Origin of the sequence: Methanoregula sp. (assembly GCF_028712425.1) — an archaeon.
Classification (GTDB): Archaea; Halobacteriota; Methanomicrobia; order Methanomicrobiales; family Methanospirillaceae; genus Methanoregula.
Window position 1 is genome coordinate 68,253 of the sequence record NZ_JAQTQD010000008.1, and the last position, 15,725, is coordinate 83,977.

The window sequence follows — 15,725 nt, forward strand, 5'->3', positions numbered from 1 at the left end:
ATTTCAAAGGTACCGGATTTCCGGCAATGGTCATTTCGGCTGAGGGGAACCGGACAGTTCTCCCTTGATCTGCTGGAGGCGGGACTCCTGGAACTTGATGTTCATTTCCATGCTCTTGATGGCACGGGAGATCTCGTCGCTGACCCGGGCCTTGGAGTCATTGAAGTTGTAGGTGGTCTCAAGGATCTTCATGAGACGTTTGTTGACATCGATGCTTTTTGAGAGCCGGGCATACTCGGAGATGATCTCGGTGTCGAATCCCGACTGCCGCGCCATGTCCATGTCGGACTTGATGGACTGCCTGCGGGTGAGGACATGCTCGATTGCATCGTACAGCTCGCGGTGGGTGATGGGTTTTAGGACGTAGTCCTCGATGTAGATGCCGTATTCCTGCGCCTCGGTCGGGGTGAGCTGCTTTGCGGTGAGCATCAGTACCGGGATATCCTTTGTTGCCGGGTTCTCCTTGATCCGCTCGAGGGTCTGCCATCCATCAACGGGTTCCATCATGATATCCAGCAGGATGAGATCGGGAGTAACTGTTTTTAAGATCTCGATGCACTCCTCCCCGCCATACGCGGCAACGGTACGGTATCCGCCCCGTTCCAGCATGGTAACAAAGACATCGACAATAAACGGGCTGTCATCAACAACAAGGATCGTAAACATCACATTACCTCCCCAATCTTTTTTGCCACAGGCAGCAGCGCAGTATGGACCGCACCAGGGTCTGCTGAATCAGCAAGGATGACCGCAATAAGGAAATTCTCCCCGGCACCCATCACGATGATCGTGGTATCCGTTGCGCGGATGGTGATGGATTCCAGGGATTTCATCTTGATGATGCTACCGACAGACTCAGCAGATGCCAGGATCGTTGCGGAGAGAGCGCCAAACCAGGGTTCGTTCAGGTCGCGATCAAAATGCTTTCCGGCAATGATCCCGTCTCGTGAGACAAGGGCACAGGCGGCCACCCCGTTTATGGACCGGATCGTTTCAATAAAGGCAGAGATTTTCTCTTTCAACATGCTGCTGCTCCTGCTGCTGCATAACCCTATATTATTGATAATATCCGATAGAACCATAAATACATATTCTTTTTTCTGGTTCTGCGATTACGCAGATTTGCGAAAAATAACAGGCAAAAAGGAGTATGCTGGGAATCGCGGAATTCTTCTCCGTGTTTTTGTTTCTTTCGGATTGCATTGCCGAAAGCCCCAGAAAAAAACAGCAAATCCATACGGATAAATACCTTTTTTGCCAACCGGACCGAATAGTGCTCAAATGATTCGGGCCTACACCATCACTTCCGGGAAAGGGGGCGTCGGGAAGACCACGCTTACCGTCAACCTTGGCATATCGCTTGCCCAGCTGGAACGGGAGACCTATATCCTTGATGCGGATATCGGTATGGCAAACATGGCCCTTATCCTGGGGATGGACGATGTCCCCGTCACGCTCCACGAGGTCCTTGCCGGGAAGGCAGATATCGAGGATGCGGTTTACGAAGGCCCCGCCGGGGTAAAGGTGATCCCGAGCGGGATCTCGCTGCAGGGGTTCCAGCAGGCCGATCCTGACAAACTGCGGGATGTTATGCATAAGCTTGTCGACCGGTGCGAATTCCTCCTTATCGACGCCCCGAGCGGGATCTCCAAGGAAGGAGTCGTCCCGCTCTCGGTTGCCGATCAGGTTATTCTCGTTGTCAATCCGGAACTTGCTTCCATGGCAGATGCCCTGAAAACCAAGATTCTCTGCGAGGTCATGGGAGGCCAGGTGTATGGTGCAATCCTCAACCGAGCCGGGGAGGAACATACCGAGATCCGCTCCCACAGCGTCGAGGATGTATTGGGTGTCAGGGTCATCGACGTGGTACCTGAGGACGCAAGCGTGCGGAGAGCCGCAGCATACAAGTCGCCCTGCGTCCTGAAGTACCCGACGGCACCTGCAACGAAGGCGTTCAAGCGGATCGCTGCCCAGATGTCGGGCGTGGACTACGACGAATCGCTTGCCGATGATCGGCGCGAGGAGAGCTTTGTGGACCGTCTTGCACGGGCGGTATTCCGGTAACGGGGGCAGGCTGTGACATACGAAGGATACATGCTGGTCTTGTTTGGCGCGGTCATCGTGATCCAGCAGTTAATCATCTACCTCATGTACGTCCGGATCCGCCAGCTCCTCCACGAAGTCAACAGCATTGCCGGCAGGATGAAACTCACCGACACGGAGCTGGAGAACCTTATCTGCCGGGTCGAGGAGTTCAAGAAGAGCAGGATCTGACCCCCCGCACCTGCGAACGATAACATAGATAAGTGATATCATCCAACAGTATGAGAGCGGGGCCATAGGGTAGCCTGGCCATCCTAGGAGACTGGGGGTCTTCTGACCTGAGTTCAAATCTCAGTGGCCCCATTTTCGTGTTGTTTTTCTGGTGTTCCCTGCATGAAGATTACCGATACCTGCACTGACTGCCTCCTCTCCCGTGTCAGCCTGGAGTGTTCCCTCTGCGGAGCGGATGTCCCCCTGACCAAAGAGACCATACGTGCCTGCCGGCAGGTCATGGAAGAACTTCGTAACCAGCCCCACTCCCACCCGCAGATCGCAACCCGTATCCATCGCAGGGCGTACGAACTGCTCGGGAACCTCGACCCATTCGATGATCTCAAGCGTTCCGGCAACCGCCAGGCAATGGACGTCTGCCGGCAGGTGCGGGGGAACCTGCATACCTTCCGCGACCACGTCCACGCGGCGGTCATCGCAAACATCTTCGATTATGCAGTAAAGGGGCATGAGGTTACTGACGATTTTTATTCGTTCTTCACTACCGAGATCCAAAAACAGCTCTACATTGACGACACGGAAAAGATCCTCCCTCTCTGCCAGCGGGTTGTGTATCTTTCCGACAATTGCGGCGAGATCGTCTTCGACAAGTTGCTTATCCGGTATCTCAAGTCACAGGGAGCACACATCACCCTCGCGGTCAAGGAGACGCCAATTTTAAACGATGCCACCCTGGAAGATGCCCGCGCCCTCGGGCTTGACAGGATGGTCGACCATCTCACGTCATCGGGTGGCGGCAACCGGGCAGAGATCGGGTTCAACAGAGACCTCATCCCTGACGACCTGAAGGAGGCTGTCGACACCTGCACGATCATCATCGCCAAGGGGATGGCGAACTTTGAGTCCATCTCGGAGATGGACGACCTTCCGCCCGTTGCCTACCTCCTCGCTGCAAAATGCGGCCCGGTAGCAGCCGAACTCGGGGTGCCGGTCGGGGTAAAAGTAGCAAAGTTGCGGATGTGAAAAACGCCAATTTCCTTTACCGGACAGCTGCGCTTTCACACGACAGAGGGGCAGAAAACCTCTTTTCAACCACAAATTTTAATAAATGGCCGGAGATGATGTCCTATACTTTAAATCAGCCGGCAACGGAACAATAACCATGGTACTTCTGGAAGGAATCGCCCTTGGCTGGCTCCTGATAGTCCTTGGGGCAGTCCTCCTCCTCGTGGAGGTCCACAGCCCCGGGTTCTTTGCCACCGTGCCGGCAACGGTCATGATCATCTTTGGGATCCTCCTGCTGCTCGGCATGGATATTTTCCACAACGGGTGGGGCATCCTGATCGGCGTTGTCGTTGCCATTGCAGCCGCAGCGTTCACGGTATGGATGTACAGCCGCATCACCACAGATGAGAGCCCGACCACCATCAGCCGCGACTCGCTCGTTGGCAGGGAGGGCCGTGTCATCAGGGACGTTAATCCGGACTCACTTTCCGGAAAAGTCATGATTGGGACAACGCAGTGGAGCGCAAAGTCAACCGGGCAGGTCATCCCGCCCGGAAAGAACGTGAAAGTCATTGACTCGCAGGGAGTCCATATCATCGTCGAAGAGGTAGCATAACATGGTATCATTCATCGAAACACTGATCGTCATATTTCTCGTACTTGTCATCATCGCGATCTTCGCAAAGGGTGTCGTCATCATCCAGCCCTATGAACAGGGGCTCCTGATACGGCTCGGCCAGTATATTGGCAGGTTGAATCCCGGCTTCCGCTGGATCGTCCCGTTCATCTCTGAGGTCCACAAGCTCGACCTCCGTACGCAGGTGATGGATGTCCCGAGCCAGGAAGTGATCACAAAGGACAACTCCCCAACAAATGTCGACGCGATCGTCTACATCCGCGTGATCGATCCCGAGAAGGCATTCTTCGAGGTATCGAACTACCGGATTGCAACCATTGCCCTTGCCCAGACAAGCCTCCGTGGCATCATCGGCGACATGGAACTCGACGAAGTGCTCTACAACCGGGACGTCATCAACACCAAGCTCCGCGACATCCTCGACAGCGAGACCGACCAGTGGGGTGTCAAGGTCGAGCGCGTGGAGATCAAGGAAGTCGACCCGGTCGAGCAGGTCAAGAGCGCGATGACCGAGCAGACCGCAGCAGAACGGGCCCGCCGTGCAGCCATCCTCCGTGCAGACGGGGAGAAACGCTCTGCCATTCTCAAGGCAGAAGGTCTCCGCCAGAGCATGATCCTGGAAGCGGAAGGCGAGCGGCAGAGCAAGGTGCTCCGTGCAGAAGGAGAGCGGCTCAGCAGGATCCTCCAGTCACAGGGAGAGGCACAGGGGCTGCGTATCCTCTCGGTGGGTGCCGCGCCGCTTGACCGGAAGGCTATTACTGTCCTCTCGCTGAATGCACTCAAAACCATGTCAAACGGACAGGCCACCAAGATCATCTTCCCCTTCGAGGTCTCCGAACTGATCCGCCAGGGTGCAAAGTTCCTTGGTGCAAAGGATGAGACCGCTGACGAGATCTCCGGCAGGCCGGTCATGGACGACACGATTCTTGGGGATATCCCGAAGCGTGAAGCGGTTGATGCAATCTTAAAGGAGATCCAGGACGCCATCCCGCAGGTTTCCGAGGACGAACTCAAGGACACGAGCAAGCGCAAGGTCTCGCAGCCGGAGAAAGGTCCCGAATAATTTTCACACTTTTTTCCGAAGTTTCCCGTATTAATCTGCTTTCGGGTCATCTCCTCCCATCGTTTCCTATCCTCACCATATACATGGCCGCACCTGATAGGCTGAAGCAGAGGTCTGTCGCACTAACCGGATAATTCGAAACATCGGTCAGATCGCCGGTTCAAACTGAAGATCCAGATACCTTGCTGGAGAAAAAACAGAGAGAGGTGATTATACCGGGCCGGATGGAGGAGTGCAGACTCCTCCTTTGCAGGTGAGCCCGGAGGCACAGTCAGTGCTCCCACTGCACGATGCACCCGGGGCCCCGGTATTGCCCGGTCCACCAGTTCCCTGCATAGCAGCAGGAGCGCCGGTCATACTGGCCGCCGGTGAGGATGTCACGGACTTCGGGTCAACACAGTACCCGCCGCTGCATGCCAGACCGCCCGTGCAGTCGGAGCTTTGCGTACAGTCCTTGTTCAGATCGGTTGTCTCGGTCCATTGCCCGCAGTTCATGCACGGCCGACAGGCATGATAGGTCCAGCGGGTGCCGGGATCCTGCCCCTTGAGCGATTTCACGTATTCGGTTTCCTTGTAGTTGACCAGTCCCTGCCCGATGTTGATGTACCCGTGCCCGATCTGGACTTCCCAATAGTCATGAGAGGCTTCAGAATTCTTCCACATGAGCTGGTACATGTTCCCGGCCCTGAACATCTGCTTGCCATCGATGTTCAGGTATTCTTTCCTGATGACCGAGTAGAAGTACTGCCGTGCTCCCTCCTCGGACATCGTCAGGGTCGGGAGGGCCGCGGTCATGGCAGCCTGTGACGGAGCGGAGAAATTCGCACAGAAAATTGTCAGGTCATACTTGTCCGTGCTGAATGTAGAGGGCGTTTCCAGGCCGAGCGTTGCACCTTTTCCCTTCGGGACGCTGTCCCAGTACCCGAACGTGCAGTACATCTTCCCGGCGCTATACTGCGGGGCTCCCTCTCCCTGCCACCCGGTCTCATCAACACCGGGACCGAAGGCTGTCCCGATGACGTAGTAGGTACCGGCAAACGGGTTCCCCGCGGGCAGGGTCTTGGTCATCCAGTTGATGCCCCGCGCCTGTGCCGGTGGGCTGACCAGAACGGAGTTCATGACTGCACCCATCTTCTGTTTGATTGCATCATCAGCACATGAGGTTCCTGCGCCCATCTCACCGGTGCCAGACGCTGCACCTTTCGGTGCACCGCCCATTGCCCCGCCGCAGGCTGCCGGATTGGCGCTGCAGAACTGGTCGCATTCAGTCGTGTGCTGCTGGCAGTATGCAGCACAGCTACCCGCTGAATCGCAGCCACCCGGACCTTTTACTGCACCAACCGGCCCGTTCGTGCCTGGTTGTGAACAACCCGCAATCAGACAGGTTACCACAACAAGGATCACCAGAACAATCCATGGTAAAGTGAAGACATCCCTGAATTTAACCATAGAAATGATGGTGCACCCTGCTGTGATAAAATAATTTTGAAATATAATGGGGGCGCGATGTGCTCACATATGGAGGATCTTCGGCAGCAGGAAGATAGCGAGGATCACAACCAGCATCGCGTAACTGACCGCTGCAACCACGTGCCCGGAATACTTCAGCAGTCCTTTTTTGTCAAGGATCCGGTCAACACCCTCCTTCATGATATACCCGCCATCGAGCGGCACCAGCGGGAGGGCATTGAAAGTCCCGACAACCAGGTTCCACCAGCCGCACCAGAAGAGGAGCTGGATAACGAGCCAGAAATGCGGGAAGGGTGTGTTCCACATGACCGAACCTGCACTGTCGTTCATCAGGATCATGAACGAACCGTACGTAGCGGGGTCGAGGATCACCCAGATCGGGATGGCAAGGAGAACGAGGAATCCGATTGGGGAGAGCAGGTTGTCAAAGATCCGTTTCAGCTGCCCGGCATCGTAATACGCCTCGCCCATGAAGCCGCTGGTCTTGTTGCTGAGCGCCGCCGGCCATGCGGAAAGGGTCAGCGAATAAGGAGCTGCTACCCCGTCCTTCTCAACAAGCAGCGTTACCATATCCCCAGGCCGGGAAGAGTTGAGGACCGATGAAACATCGTCCCGTGTGGATATTTTCATGCCGTTCACCTCCTTGATCACCGAATTCGCCGGAACACCTGCGAGAGAGGCCGGGGTATCGGGATAGATGCCGCTGATAAGCGGCGTCGAAAGTGGGACTGCAAGCCCGAGCAGGATCACGAGGAGAGAGAAACACGCGATACCAAGGACGATATTGTTGGTGATGCCGGCACCGAACATCCGCATCTTTGCAAGGCCTTTTATCTTCTCCTGGTCCTCTTCGTCCGGCTCCACAAAGGCGCCGATGGGAACAACCGGGATGAGGATCCCCATGGATTTCACGCGGATCCCCTCGATGCGGCAGAGAATGGCGTGGCCAAACTCGTGGACCACCATAGTGACAATGAGGCCGAGGAGGACAGCGATGGTCAGGGGAATAAACTCATTGACCCCGGGGATTGCAAGCACGTTCCGGAGCTCGTTGACCGCTGTTGGCTCGGGCTGGTGGACGATCGTTGTCTGGAGCGAGAGGACGAGCATGAAGGTCATCAGCACCGAAACCACGATGACCATCACAACCCCGATTGTGCCGTAGAACCGGAAGAACCGGCTATAGCGGGTGAACCAGTCAAAGAACCCGACCCGGTCCGTCTTGATCGCCAGGATCGGCCCGTAAAAGACAACGTGGTCTTCCCAGAGCCGGAATGTCTTGAAATAATACGCGATCATCGCGTAGACAGCAATGATGACACCAACGATCAACAGCCAGTCCATTATCATATAAGGCAGTTCCGGAAAGATAAAGGGCTTCTGTTTGCCGAAGGTCGAAGACCTGAGGCAGGAGAAGAGCCGAAGGCTCTTCGACTTGTCGAGGGTCATCAGACCCGAGAAAAGACAAATGTAATTATCCGAAATCCATCAGACTCTTCTGCGATCTCCGGGCAAGGATCGCACCAACCGTCTTCCAGCTCTTCCGGGCTATCGGGGGCGGTATCCGGTGCTTGTCAATCCAGTCATTGAGGAACCGGATCGTGACCGGGTCGGACGGGTACCCGCTCCCCAGCTCACCGTATTTCTTCGAGAGCGTGGCAATCACCCGGTCCCTTGTCACCTTGGCGATGATACTCGCCGCGGAGACCACGGGGAACTTCTCATCAGCATGGTGCTCCGAGACGATCTCGCAGTGGTTATCCAGGTAGCTTTTGACCATCTCGGCGTACCGGAAGATATTCACATCGCAGGCATCGACATAGGCGCAGTCTGGTGACAGTTTCCGGATGACCTGCGCATGGGCACGGGCAACCGCGGCGTTCATGGTCATCTCGGTACGGATCGCGTCGATCTCGTTTGCGTCGAGCCGGACGGTTGCGACTTTGCACCGCTTTTTAATCAGGGAATAGAGCCGTTCACGCTCCTTTGCCGAAAGGAGTTTCGAGTCTTTCACCCCGAGGTCGTCGAGAACATCTTCCGCCGGCACGGCAACTGCCGCAACCACCATCGGACCCAGTACCGAGCCTTTGCCTGCTTCGTCGACCCCGCAGATCACACCAACCGGTTGATGCGCAAAATATTTCAATGGCGATGATGGTAACCGGTAGTCATGTATATTGTCATCGTGGGGCTTGGCGGGATCGGAAGGAACCTGGCCCGGCAGTCAGTCGAACATGCACACACGGTCGTCGTCATCGACCAGGACGAGGCCCGGTGCAGCGAGCTGCTCGAGCACTACGATGTCATGGCCGTGACCGGCAATGCCACGGATAAGACCGTGCTTGAGGAGGCGGGTATCGATCGTGCGGACGCCCTCATCGCGACAACGAGCGACGACTCGGTCAACCTGATGACCTGCTGGCTGGCAAAGAAGTTCCGGGTCCCCAATGTTGTTGCCATTGTCAACCAGTCATCCCACTCGGATTTCTTCAAGGAGGTCGGGGTCCGGATCAGCGAGAACCCCGACGAGCTCGTCGCGGCCCGGCTCTATTACTGGACACAGAACCCGCAGCTCCAGCAGCTCGCATCCATCCCCGGCGGCACGATCTTCGAGATCGTTGCAGAAGCAGGCGCACCTATTGTCGGGCGCGAGATCCGTGAGCTCAAGGTTAAGGACTTCGTCTTCATAGCGATCCGCAGAGTCGGGGGAGAACTGATCATCCCGAGCGGCAACGTGAAGATCCAGCCGGGTGATATCTTTACGGTGTTCACGAAAAAAGAGGCCGAGGACGACTGCCTGCGGCTCCTCAACAAGCAGCTCAAAAAATCAGCGGAGTGAGGCCGCAAGGGCCCCGAGTTCCAGAACCAGTTTCGGGTTCACCCGGATAATCTCTTTTACCAGGTTTAAGGTGGTGAACTCCGTCATATCGATCTTCGAGACCGAGTGGATGATCTCGTTGAGTTTCTCATCGGGCTGTTTGATCAGGTATTCCTTGATGTGGTAGTTGCGGTCGATGGTCTTTCCCATCTTGGAGGCACGCCAGGCCTTGTCGTAGGCCATAAGGGCTTTCTTCGACACATCGCCCTTGCCGATGCAGTCGGCCGCGGTCTGTGCCGCAAGTTTACCGGTGAACATCGCATTGTAAATCCCGCCACCGGTCAGGGGGTCGACAACACGTGCAGCGTCACCGGTCAGCATCAGGCCGTCAGCAACTGTGCATTCGAGCGGCCGACAGACCGAGACGCCGCCGGGGATGTACTCGATGGTCTTTCCCTTCGGGAATGTCTTTTTAACATACTTGTCAAGATAGTCCTTTGCCCGGTGCCCTTCCCCGCTCTTCTTGCCGGAGATCCCGATCCCGACATTCGCCGATTTGGGCCCCTTGGGGAAGACCCACAGGTACCCTTCCGGGGCAACCTCGTTACCGAGATAGAACACCGTGGATTCCGGGTCGATGTCGATGCCGGTCATTACGTACTGGACACCGCTCATGATCTCCCGGACCGGCACGGTTGTATCGATCCCGCACCATTTCGCAAACTTCGACTCAACGCCGTCAGCAGCGATCACGACCTCTGCACGGACGCTCGTCATCTTGCCCGCATGATCGATTTTTGCGCCTTTTACCACCCCGTTCTCCATGATGGGAGCTGCAGCCCGGGACTTGACGGCAACGTCCGCACCGGCATCGGCTGCCCGCCAGACCAGCTCGCGGTCGAAAATCTTCCGGTCAAGGACATACCCGACCTTGCCACCGGCCATCTTCGAGGAGAGCTGCATGACGAATCCATCGGGAGCAACGATGGTTGCACCGGTCATCTCCGCAGAGATCCAAGTGGGGTCCGGATCGATGAATTCGGTAAGCGCTTCCTTACCGATCCCTTCTGCGCAGCGGACTGGTGAACCGATAGCGGGACGCTTCTCAACAATACAGGCAGAAAGACCTTTCTCCACGGCGGTCTGTGCTGCGAGTGCGCCTGCAGGTCCTCCACCGATAACGAGGACGTCATACCTGCTTTTCATGGACAACCTCCAGGGCCCCGAGCGGGCAGACCTTTGCACAGACTCCGCAGCTGGTGCAGTTCTCTTCAACGGACAGGTACGCATCGATCAGTTCAAGGGCGCCTTCTTTACAGACCGAGACGCAACATCCGCAATATCCACAGATATCCCGATGTACTTTGAGCATTGAGAGATCATGTTGGTTTTTTCCTTCATTAATTGTTATGATTCTCTGGTGCAGCCGGACCTCCGGAGTTGTGGCATCTTCGGGATGAATGGGGAGTATGTCGGGATCCCGCGGAGAATTCTTTCAGGCCCCCGGACAGGGACCGGAATCCCGGTCGGGCACTTCACGGAGCATTTCCCGGAGTTCGTCAACCACAAAAATAAATATGGTTGACGATAAAACTTCACCGGCGCAAGACCGGGAACCATTCCCGCACGGCCGGTGTTTACCCATGGATGAACTGCCCAGGATCCCCCAGTGTATGAGCACCCAGCACCCGGACAATGTCCATGTTCCGTTTTTCGCAGAGACGTCCGAACTTGGTGGCGAGGACGAAGTGAAGGAGGCGTATTACATCTATTCGCATCTCGGTTGCCACGAGCAGATGTGGGACTGCGAGGGAAAAGAGGTGGACAATTTTGTGGTCAAGAAACTACTGACAACGTACTCCCCGTTCTTTGCCGACAATATCCTCGGGAAGGATATTTTCCTGACTCTCCGGGTGCCAAACCCCCATATCGAGAAAGCCGAGGCAAAGATCCTGCTGGAAACCCTGGAGAGCATTCCCCGCTCCTTCGATGTCGCCCGGATTTTCTATAAGAACGATATCCCTCCCATCTTCGAGGTCATCCTTCCCATGACCGACACCCATACGGCCATCGACAATATCTACCAGTACTATGCGGACTTCGTGATTGGGAAGCAGTTCAAACGGCTCGGGGGACGGGATACCACGATTGCTGACTGGATCGGAACATTCTCCCCCAAACATATCAACGTCATACCGCTGTTCGAGGACCAGACGAGCATGCTGTCGGCCCATACAACGGTGGGACGGTACATCCTCGACAAGCACCTCCCCTACCAGCGGGTCTTTCTGGCCCGTTCAGACCCTGCGATGAACTACGGGCTTGTCAGTGCCGTGCTGCTCAACAAGATCGCGCTGGCAAACCTCCACCGGTTGTGGGAGGAGACCGGCGTCCCGGTATATCCGGTCATCGGCGTAGGCTCCGCCCCGTTCCGGGGGAATCTGCGGCCCGATACGGTCGACCGGGTATGCGCCGAATATCCCTCCGCGTACACGTTCACCATCCAGTCTGCGTTCAAGTACGATTATCCTCCTGACGAAGCAAGGAACGCCGTCCGTGCGCTGGAGTCGCGGGCGGTATCCACCCCTCACCATGTCGATGAAACGCAGTGCCTGCAGATCATGGAACGCTATACAGAGGCCTATATCCGCGAGCTCATCCCCCTTTCGGATATCATCAACCGTATCGCCGGGCATATCCCCGGTCGCCGAAAACGGAAACTGCATATCGGATTGTTCGGCTATTCCCGCAATACGGGAGGCATGAAACTTCCCCGCGCCATCACGTTCACGGCGGCCCTGTACTCCATCGGGATACCCCCCGAGATCCTCGGGCTCTCGGCACTGAGTGACAGGGATCTGGACTTCGTGCGCCGGATCTATGTCAATTTTGACCGGGACCTCTGCGATGCGGCCCGTTACCTGAACCCGGACTCGCCCTATCTGGGTGAAGGGATGAAAGATGCCCTCCTGAGCATCACCGGAGACAGAATCAACGATGACCACCGCCAGGCAACGGAGAACATCCTAAGGGCCCTGCGCGAGAGCCGGACTGCTGAGATTCAGTCGGATATCCTGCATGCAGCCAATATCAGGAAATTCCTCGGGTAGGCAGAGACTGCCGGAATGAGGCCCAACGCAACCGGACCGTATTGACAGAGTGTTCCTTTCGGTGCTTACCTGCTACCGGGAGAACCCGACAAGAAGAGACCGGTACCCTTCGCGATATCCACAGGAGAGGCATAGATGATCGCGATGTCGCCCGCATGCAGTTCCGTCTCTCCCGAAAGACCGGTAATGGTCTGGTCGCCCCGGCGGATGGCAAGGATCAGGAGGTTGGTCCGTTTCCGCAGGTTGTACCCACCCAGGGTCATCCCGTCGAGCGCCGAACCCGGCTCCACCATGAGCGACGCAATGGTAATGTGGGGGATGTGCCGCACGAGATCGGGAAGCGTGGTTTCCACGGTATTTCTGGTCCGGAGCATCTGGTAGCCATCGGCACGGACGTCATGGATAAATGTCTCGATCTGGTCACGGGGCACGAAGTACTTGTGCAGCACGAGCGTGAAGATCTCCACTGATGTCTCGAACTCCTCGGCGATCACCTCATCGGCACCAAGGGAATGGAGGTCTTTTGCCTCGCTGACGTACCGTGTCCGGACAATGATGGTGAGCGCCGGGTTGAGGCTGTGGCAGAGAGCAACAATCTTCCGGGTGGCAATTGGATCGTTGATGGCAACAACGGCGATCCGGGCTGCCGGGACACCGGCATGCGAGAGGACCCCCCCGGCAGTTGCATCGCCAAAGACAACGGATTCCCCCTCGTTCCGTGCGGCTTTCACAAGGTCGGGGTTGAGTTCAACGATGGTATGGACAACGCCCGAGCGGGCTGCCGTGCGGGCAAGGTTCCTGCCCGTGACACCGTACCCGATGATGACCAGGTGATCGGTCTTTTCCGGACTTTTCCCGTTCTCGTCGACAATGCACGTGCCGCGGGCTATCCGGGCCAGCGACGGTTTGCTGCAGAGCCACCCGGTGAGCGGCTGGCCAATCCCGAGCACAAACGGCGTGGCAGCCATGGTCATCAGGGCAACGATGAGGAATGTCTGGTAAATCCCCGAGGGAATAATGCCGGCAGAAAAGCCGCTCTGGGCGATGATAAAGGAGAACTCACCAACCTGTGCCAGGGCAAGGCCGGTCATGACCGCCGTACGCAGGGGATAGCCGAGAGCAAGCGGGGCCGCAGTGGCAAGCAGTGCCTTTGCGAGGATGGCAATCGCGATCAGGAAGAGGACAATCCAGATATTGGCAATGAGGAAGCGGATGTCAACGAGCATTCCAACCGAGATGAAGAAGAAGCTGGTGAAGATGTCGCGGAACGGGAGGACGATGCTCGTTGCCTGGTGGCTGTATTCGGATCCCGATATGATCAGGCCGGCGAGCAGGGCGCCGATGGCAAGGGACATGCCGGTGAACGAGACCATCCAGGCAACGCCAAAGCAGGTCAGGATAACCACGAGAAGGAAGAGCTCCTGGTTACGGGTCCGCGCGATCTCGTGCATCACGCGGGGGACGATCCATTTCGCGAGCACGATGAGGACGAGGACGATGGCAAGGTCCTCGATGACAAGGGTGACAAGGGCTTCCGGGGAGAGGAGGGGTGTTGTGTCCTGCAGGGGAATGCTTGCAAGGAACGGGATCGCCATGATCATCGGGATGGCCATCAGGTCCTGGAAGATAAGGATCCCAAGCGCGATGCTCCCGTGGGGCGAGTCCATCTCGCCGCGTTCGTGGAGGATCTTAAGGACGATGGCCGTGCTTGACAGGGAGAACAAAAAGCCCATCAGGATAGCCTGGTTTACCGAAAGACCGAGGACAAATGCAAGGCCGAAGAAGAAAGCGAACGAGAGAAGGACCTGGAGCATCCCGCCAACAATGGCGATGGCGCGGATCTTCCAGAGGTCCTTGAAGGAGAACTCAAGACCGATCGTGAAGAGCAAAAGGATGATGCCGAGTTCCGCGAGGCTTGCAACCTGGTCCTGCCCCTTGATGACCGAAAGACCGTAGGGACCGACAATCGCCCCGGTGAGGATGAAGGCAACAAGCGGGGGCACCTTGATCCGGTTGAAGACCATCCCGACAAAGAGCGCAACGGCAAAAACAATAAGGATATTTGCAATCAGTCCGAGTTCCACAGGTCTCTCTTCCTGTTAGTAATGATGCAGGGATCGGAAAAAAAGGATGTGCCCGCTGTCAGGTCCCCGGGGAGCCTTATGAGAGAAAAACGATGAGTGCCAATGGGGGATCAGCTGTTTTTACCCAAGCGAGAACGTCCCGTACTTCCCGCCCCCGCCCGGGTGCAGCACCACCGTCCCGCTGCGGAGCGCCTGCACGGCATCTCCCACCTTAAGGTGGAGTGCGCGGATCTCGGGAACGGGGACATCGATGAGGACAGCAATCTCATTGCCGAAGGTTTCGATGAACCGGGAATAGATGGCTTTGCACTTCTTCGTGTTCGGCGATGATGCCCCTTCCATGGTCTGGATGATCTGGGCGAGCGGGATGACACGGACATACGGGGGACGGGGACGGGCCTCGCTCCCGTGCGACAATTCCTTTGCGCGGTCGGACACTCCTTTCTTGATGATCCCACCGTCCGCGGGACATCGCCACTGGTGCCGGACTGCATCTTCGAGGGAATACTGCGTGTAACAGCGGGTGCAGGCCGTGCGGTTGTACTTCCCCTCTTCCGGAAAGAATCCGGCATTCATCTCGATCGCTCCTTTGCGGATTGCATCAAGGACTCCTTGTGCCCCGGATCGGTTGAGCGTGATCCGGTTGAACTCCCTCCCGAGCTTGTCCGGGTACGGGCTGTGGGCATCGGAGTTTGTCAGGAAGGGCACATCATAGAGGTCCGGGATCGCCGCCCCATAGGAGCTGTCCGCGGAGAGACCGAGCTCGAGGAAATCGATCTTCGCGCTGCCATAACAGGCCGAAACGGAGTCGAAGTACGCGTACATCGCCGTCCACGGGGTGAAAGCGTGGGCGGGGCCGACCAGTGCACCGACATCGTGGGCTGCATTCGCGATCTCCTCGCCGCTGAGGTAGACATGCGGCCTTCCCGCGGTGACAAAGCTCTTACAGGTACCGGCAAGCAGGTCGCGGAGCTGGTCGAACTGGTCCGGATCTGCGGCAAGGATAACGTGGTGGACGCGGTTTTTGTCCTCTATCTCACCCTGCGGGACAATCACAATGCCACTGTCGTTTTCATAGAACGGCTCCCAGCCTTTCAGCCAGTCCGGCTGGAGGGCATCCCCCGTGCCGAGGACCTGCATGCCCTTCGTTACACAACCACGGATCAGCTGTTCCGGCTGCATGAACCGGGAGACCGCAATAGAGAAGGGGGAGTGGATATGGAGGTCGGCGGTGACGTGCATTGTTATCAGACTATTGGAATAG

The 15,725-nt window shown here is 56.9% G+C and carries 16 protein-coding genes and 1 tRNA gene; 8 read left to right on the forward strand and 9 right to left on the reverse strand.

Annotated elements, in window-relative coordinates; genetic code table 11:
- Positions 1-30 precede the first annotated feature (30 nt).
- Both PHF39_RS06145 and PHF39_RS06150 read right to left on the reverse strand, forming a co-directional pair.
- Positions 31-666: a response regulator gene (locus PHF39_RS06145; RefSeq protein ID WP_300221660.1), complete on the reverse strand. Its 636-nt coding sequence runs from the start codon at positions 664-666 to the stop codon at positions 31-33.
- Entirely contained in the window at positions 666-1,025 is a 360-nt protein-coding gene (locus PHF39_RS06150; protein ID WP_300221663.1) for a roadblock/LC7 domain-containing protein, read from the reverse strand. Before PHF39_RS06150 ends, PHF39_RS06145 begins: the two co-directional genes overlap by 1 nt.
- Before the next feature lie 256 nt (positions 1,026-1,281).
- Between PHF39_RS06150 and minD the strand changes: the two genes are divergently transcribed.
- From minD to PHF39_RS06180, 6 genes are all read left to right on the forward strand, one after another.
- Positions 1,282-2,064 carry a cell division ATPase MinD gene (gene minD, locus PHF39_RS06155; RefSeq protein WP_300221665.1) on the forward strand — a complete coding sequence of 261 codons (783 nt, stop codon included), beginning with the start codon at positions 1,282-1,284 and terminating at the stop codon, positions 2,062-2,064.
- A 12-nt stretch (positions 2,065-2,076) separates the two neighbouring features.
- The gene (locus tag PHF39_RS06160) at positions 2,077-2,274 is read left to right on the forward strand and encodes a hypothetical protein (RefSeq protein ID WP_300221668.1); all 198 of its coding nucleotides are present in this window, start codon (positions 2,077-2,079) and stop codon (positions 2,272-2,274) included.
- 58 nt (positions 2,275-2,332) lie between these two features.
- Positions 2,333-2,406 (forward strand) — tRNA-Pro (locus PHF39_RS06165).
- 30 nt (positions 2,407-2,436) lie between these two features.
- Positions 2,437-3,297, forward strand: a complete 861-nt coding sequence (locus tag PHF39_RS06170; protein ID WP_300221671.1) for an ARMT1-like domain-containing protein — start codon at positions 2,437-2,439, stop codon at positions 3,295-3,297.
- 139 nt (positions 3,298-3,436) lie between these two features.
- Entirely contained in the window at positions 3,437-3,895 is a 459-nt protein-coding gene (locus tag PHF39_RS06175; RefSeq protein ID WP_300221674.1) for an NfeD family protein, read from the forward strand.
- A 1-nt stretch (position 3,896) separates the two neighbouring features.
- Positions 3,897-4,979, forward strand: a complete 1,083-nt coding sequence (locus tag PHF39_RS06180; RefSeq protein WP_300221677.1) for an SPFH domain-containing protein — start codon at positions 3,897-3,899, stop codon at positions 4,977-4,979.
- A gap of 210 nt (positions 4,980-5,189) precedes the next feature.
- On the opposite strand, the gene PHF39_RS06185 is transcribed toward PHF39_RS06180, so the two are convergent.
- The 3 genes from PHF39_RS06185 to rnhB all read right to left on the reverse strand — a co-directional run bounded on the left by PHF39_RS06185 (position 5,190) and on the right by rnhB (position 8,565).
- Positions 5,190-6,428, reverse strand: a complete 1,239-nt coding sequence (locus PHF39_RS06185; RefSeq protein ID WP_300221680.1) for a hypothetical protein — start codon at positions 6,426-6,428, stop codon at positions 5,190-5,192.
- Between the two features lie 63 nt (positions 6,429-6,491).
- Positions 6,492-7,898 carry a site-2 protease family protein gene (locus PHF39_RS06190; RefSeq protein ID WP_300221683.1) on the reverse strand — a complete coding sequence of 469 codons (1,407 nt, stop codon included), beginning with the start codon at positions 7,896-7,898 and terminating at the stop codon, positions 6,492-6,494.
- Between the two features lie 25 nt (positions 7,899-7,923).
- Positions 7,924-8,565: a ribonuclease HII gene (gene rnhB, locus PHF39_RS06195; protein ID WP_300221686.1), complete on the reverse strand. Its 642-nt coding sequence runs from the start codon at positions 8,563-8,565 to the stop codon at positions 7,924-7,926.
- 54 nt (positions 8,566-8,619) lie between these two features.
- On the opposite strand from rnhB, the gene PHF39_RS06200 reads away from it, so the two are divergent.
- On the forward strand, positions 8,620-9,288 hold the full coding sequence (locus tag PHF39_RS06200; RefSeq protein ID WP_300221689.1) for a TrkA family potassium uptake protein: 669 nt from the start codon (positions 8,620-8,622) through the stop codon (positions 9,286-9,288).
- Here the strand turns inward: PHF39_RS06200 and PHF39_RS06205 are convergent.
- Complete coding sequence (locus PHF39_RS06205; protein WP_300221692.1) at positions 9,277-10,473, reverse strand: NAD(P)/FAD-dependent oxidoreductase; 1,197 nt, start codon at positions 10,471-10,473, stop codon at positions 9,277-9,279. The two genes, PHF39_RS06200 and PHF39_RS06205, sit on opposite strands and share 12 nt — an antisense overlap.
- On the reverse strand, positions 10,457-10,639 hold the full coding sequence (locus PHF39_RS06210; protein WP_300221695.1) for a 4Fe-4S binding protein: 183 nt from the start codon (positions 10,637-10,639) through the stop codon (positions 10,457-10,459). Before PHF39_RS06210 ends, PHF39_RS06205 begins: the two co-directional genes overlap by 17 nt.
- Before the next feature lie 271 nt (positions 10,640-10,910).
- On the opposite strand from PHF39_RS06210, the gene ppcA reads away from it, so the two are divergent.
- Positions 10,911-12,377, forward strand: a complete 1,467-nt coding sequence (gene ppcA, locus PHF39_RS06215; RefSeq protein ID WP_300221698.1) for a phosphoenolpyruvate carboxylase — start codon at positions 10,911-10,913, stop codon at positions 12,375-12,377.
- 65 nt (positions 12,378-12,442) lie between these two features.
- Here ppcA and PHF39_RS06220 read toward each other — a convergent pair whose 3' ends face one another.
- Positions 12,443-14,461: a monovalent cation:proton antiporter family protein gene (locus PHF39_RS06220; RefSeq protein ID WP_300221701.1), complete on the reverse strand. Its 2,019-nt coding sequence runs from the start codon at positions 14,459-14,461 to the stop codon at positions 12,443-12,445.
- A 120-nt stretch (positions 14,462-14,581) separates the two neighbouring features.
- Positions 14,582-15,703: a PHP-associated domain-containing protein gene (locus tag PHF39_RS06225; protein WP_300221704.1), complete on the reverse strand. Its 1,122-nt coding sequence runs from the start codon at positions 15,701-15,703 to the stop codon at positions 14,582-14,584.
- Positions 15,704-15,725: the final 22 nt, after the last annotated feature.

What these genes read in the sequence shown, in the direction of transcription:
- PHF39_RS06145 (WP_300221660.1), bottom strand. Translation starts at nt 666, where the DNA reads ATGTTTACGATCCTTGTTGTTGATGACAGCCCGTTTATTGTCGATGTC.
- PHF39_RS06150 (WP_300221663.1), bottom strand. Translation starts at nt 1,025, where the DNA reads ATGTTGAAAGAGAAAATCTCTGCCTTTATTGAAACGATCCGGTCCATA.
- minD (WP_300221665.1), top strand. Translation starts at nt 1,282, where the DNA reads ATGATTCGGGCCTACACCATCACTTCCGGGAAAGGGGGCGTCGGGAAG.
- PHF39_RS06170 (WP_300221671.1), top strand. Translation starts at nt 2,437, where the DNA reads ATGAAGATTACCGATACCTGCACTGACTGCCTCCTCTCCCGTGTCAGC.
- PHF39_RS06175 (WP_300221674.1), top strand. Translation starts at nt 3,437, where the DNA reads ATGGTACTTCTGGAAGGAATCGCCCTTGGCTGGCTCCTGATAGTCCTT.
- PHF39_RS06180 (WP_300221677.1), top strand. Translation starts at nt 3,897, where the DNA reads ATGGTATCATTCATCGAAACACTGATCGTCATATTTCTCGTACTTGTC.
- PHF39_RS06185 (WP_300221680.1), bottom strand. Translation starts at nt 6,428, where the DNA reads ATGGTTAAATTCAGGGATGTCTTCACTTTACCATGGATTGTTCTGGTG.
- PHF39_RS06190 (WP_300221683.1), bottom strand. Translation starts at nt 7,898, where the DNA reads ATGACCCTCGACAAGTCGAAGAGCCTTCGGCTCTTCTCCTGCCTCAGG.
- PHF39_RS06200 (WP_300221689.1), top strand. Translation starts at nt 8,620, where the DNA reads ATGTATATTGTCATCGTGGGGCTTGGCGGGATCGGAAGGAACCTGGCC.
- PHF39_RS06205 (WP_300221692.1), bottom strand. Translation starts at nt 10,473, where the DNA reads ATGAAAAGCAGGTATGACGTCCTCGTTATCGGTGGAGGACCTGCAGGC.
- PHF39_RS06210 (WP_300221695.1), bottom strand. Translation starts at nt 10,639, where the DNA reads ATGCTCAAAGTACATCGGGATATCTGTGGATATTGCGGATGTTGCGTC.
- ppcA (WP_300221698.1), top strand. Translation starts at nt 10,911, where the DNA reads ATGGATGAACTGCCCAGGATCCCCCAGTGTATGAGCACCCAGCACCCG.
- PHF39_RS06225 (WP_300221704.1), bottom strand. Translation starts at nt 15,703, where the DNA reads ATGCACGTCACCGCCGACCTCCATATCCACTCCCCCTTCTCTATTGCG.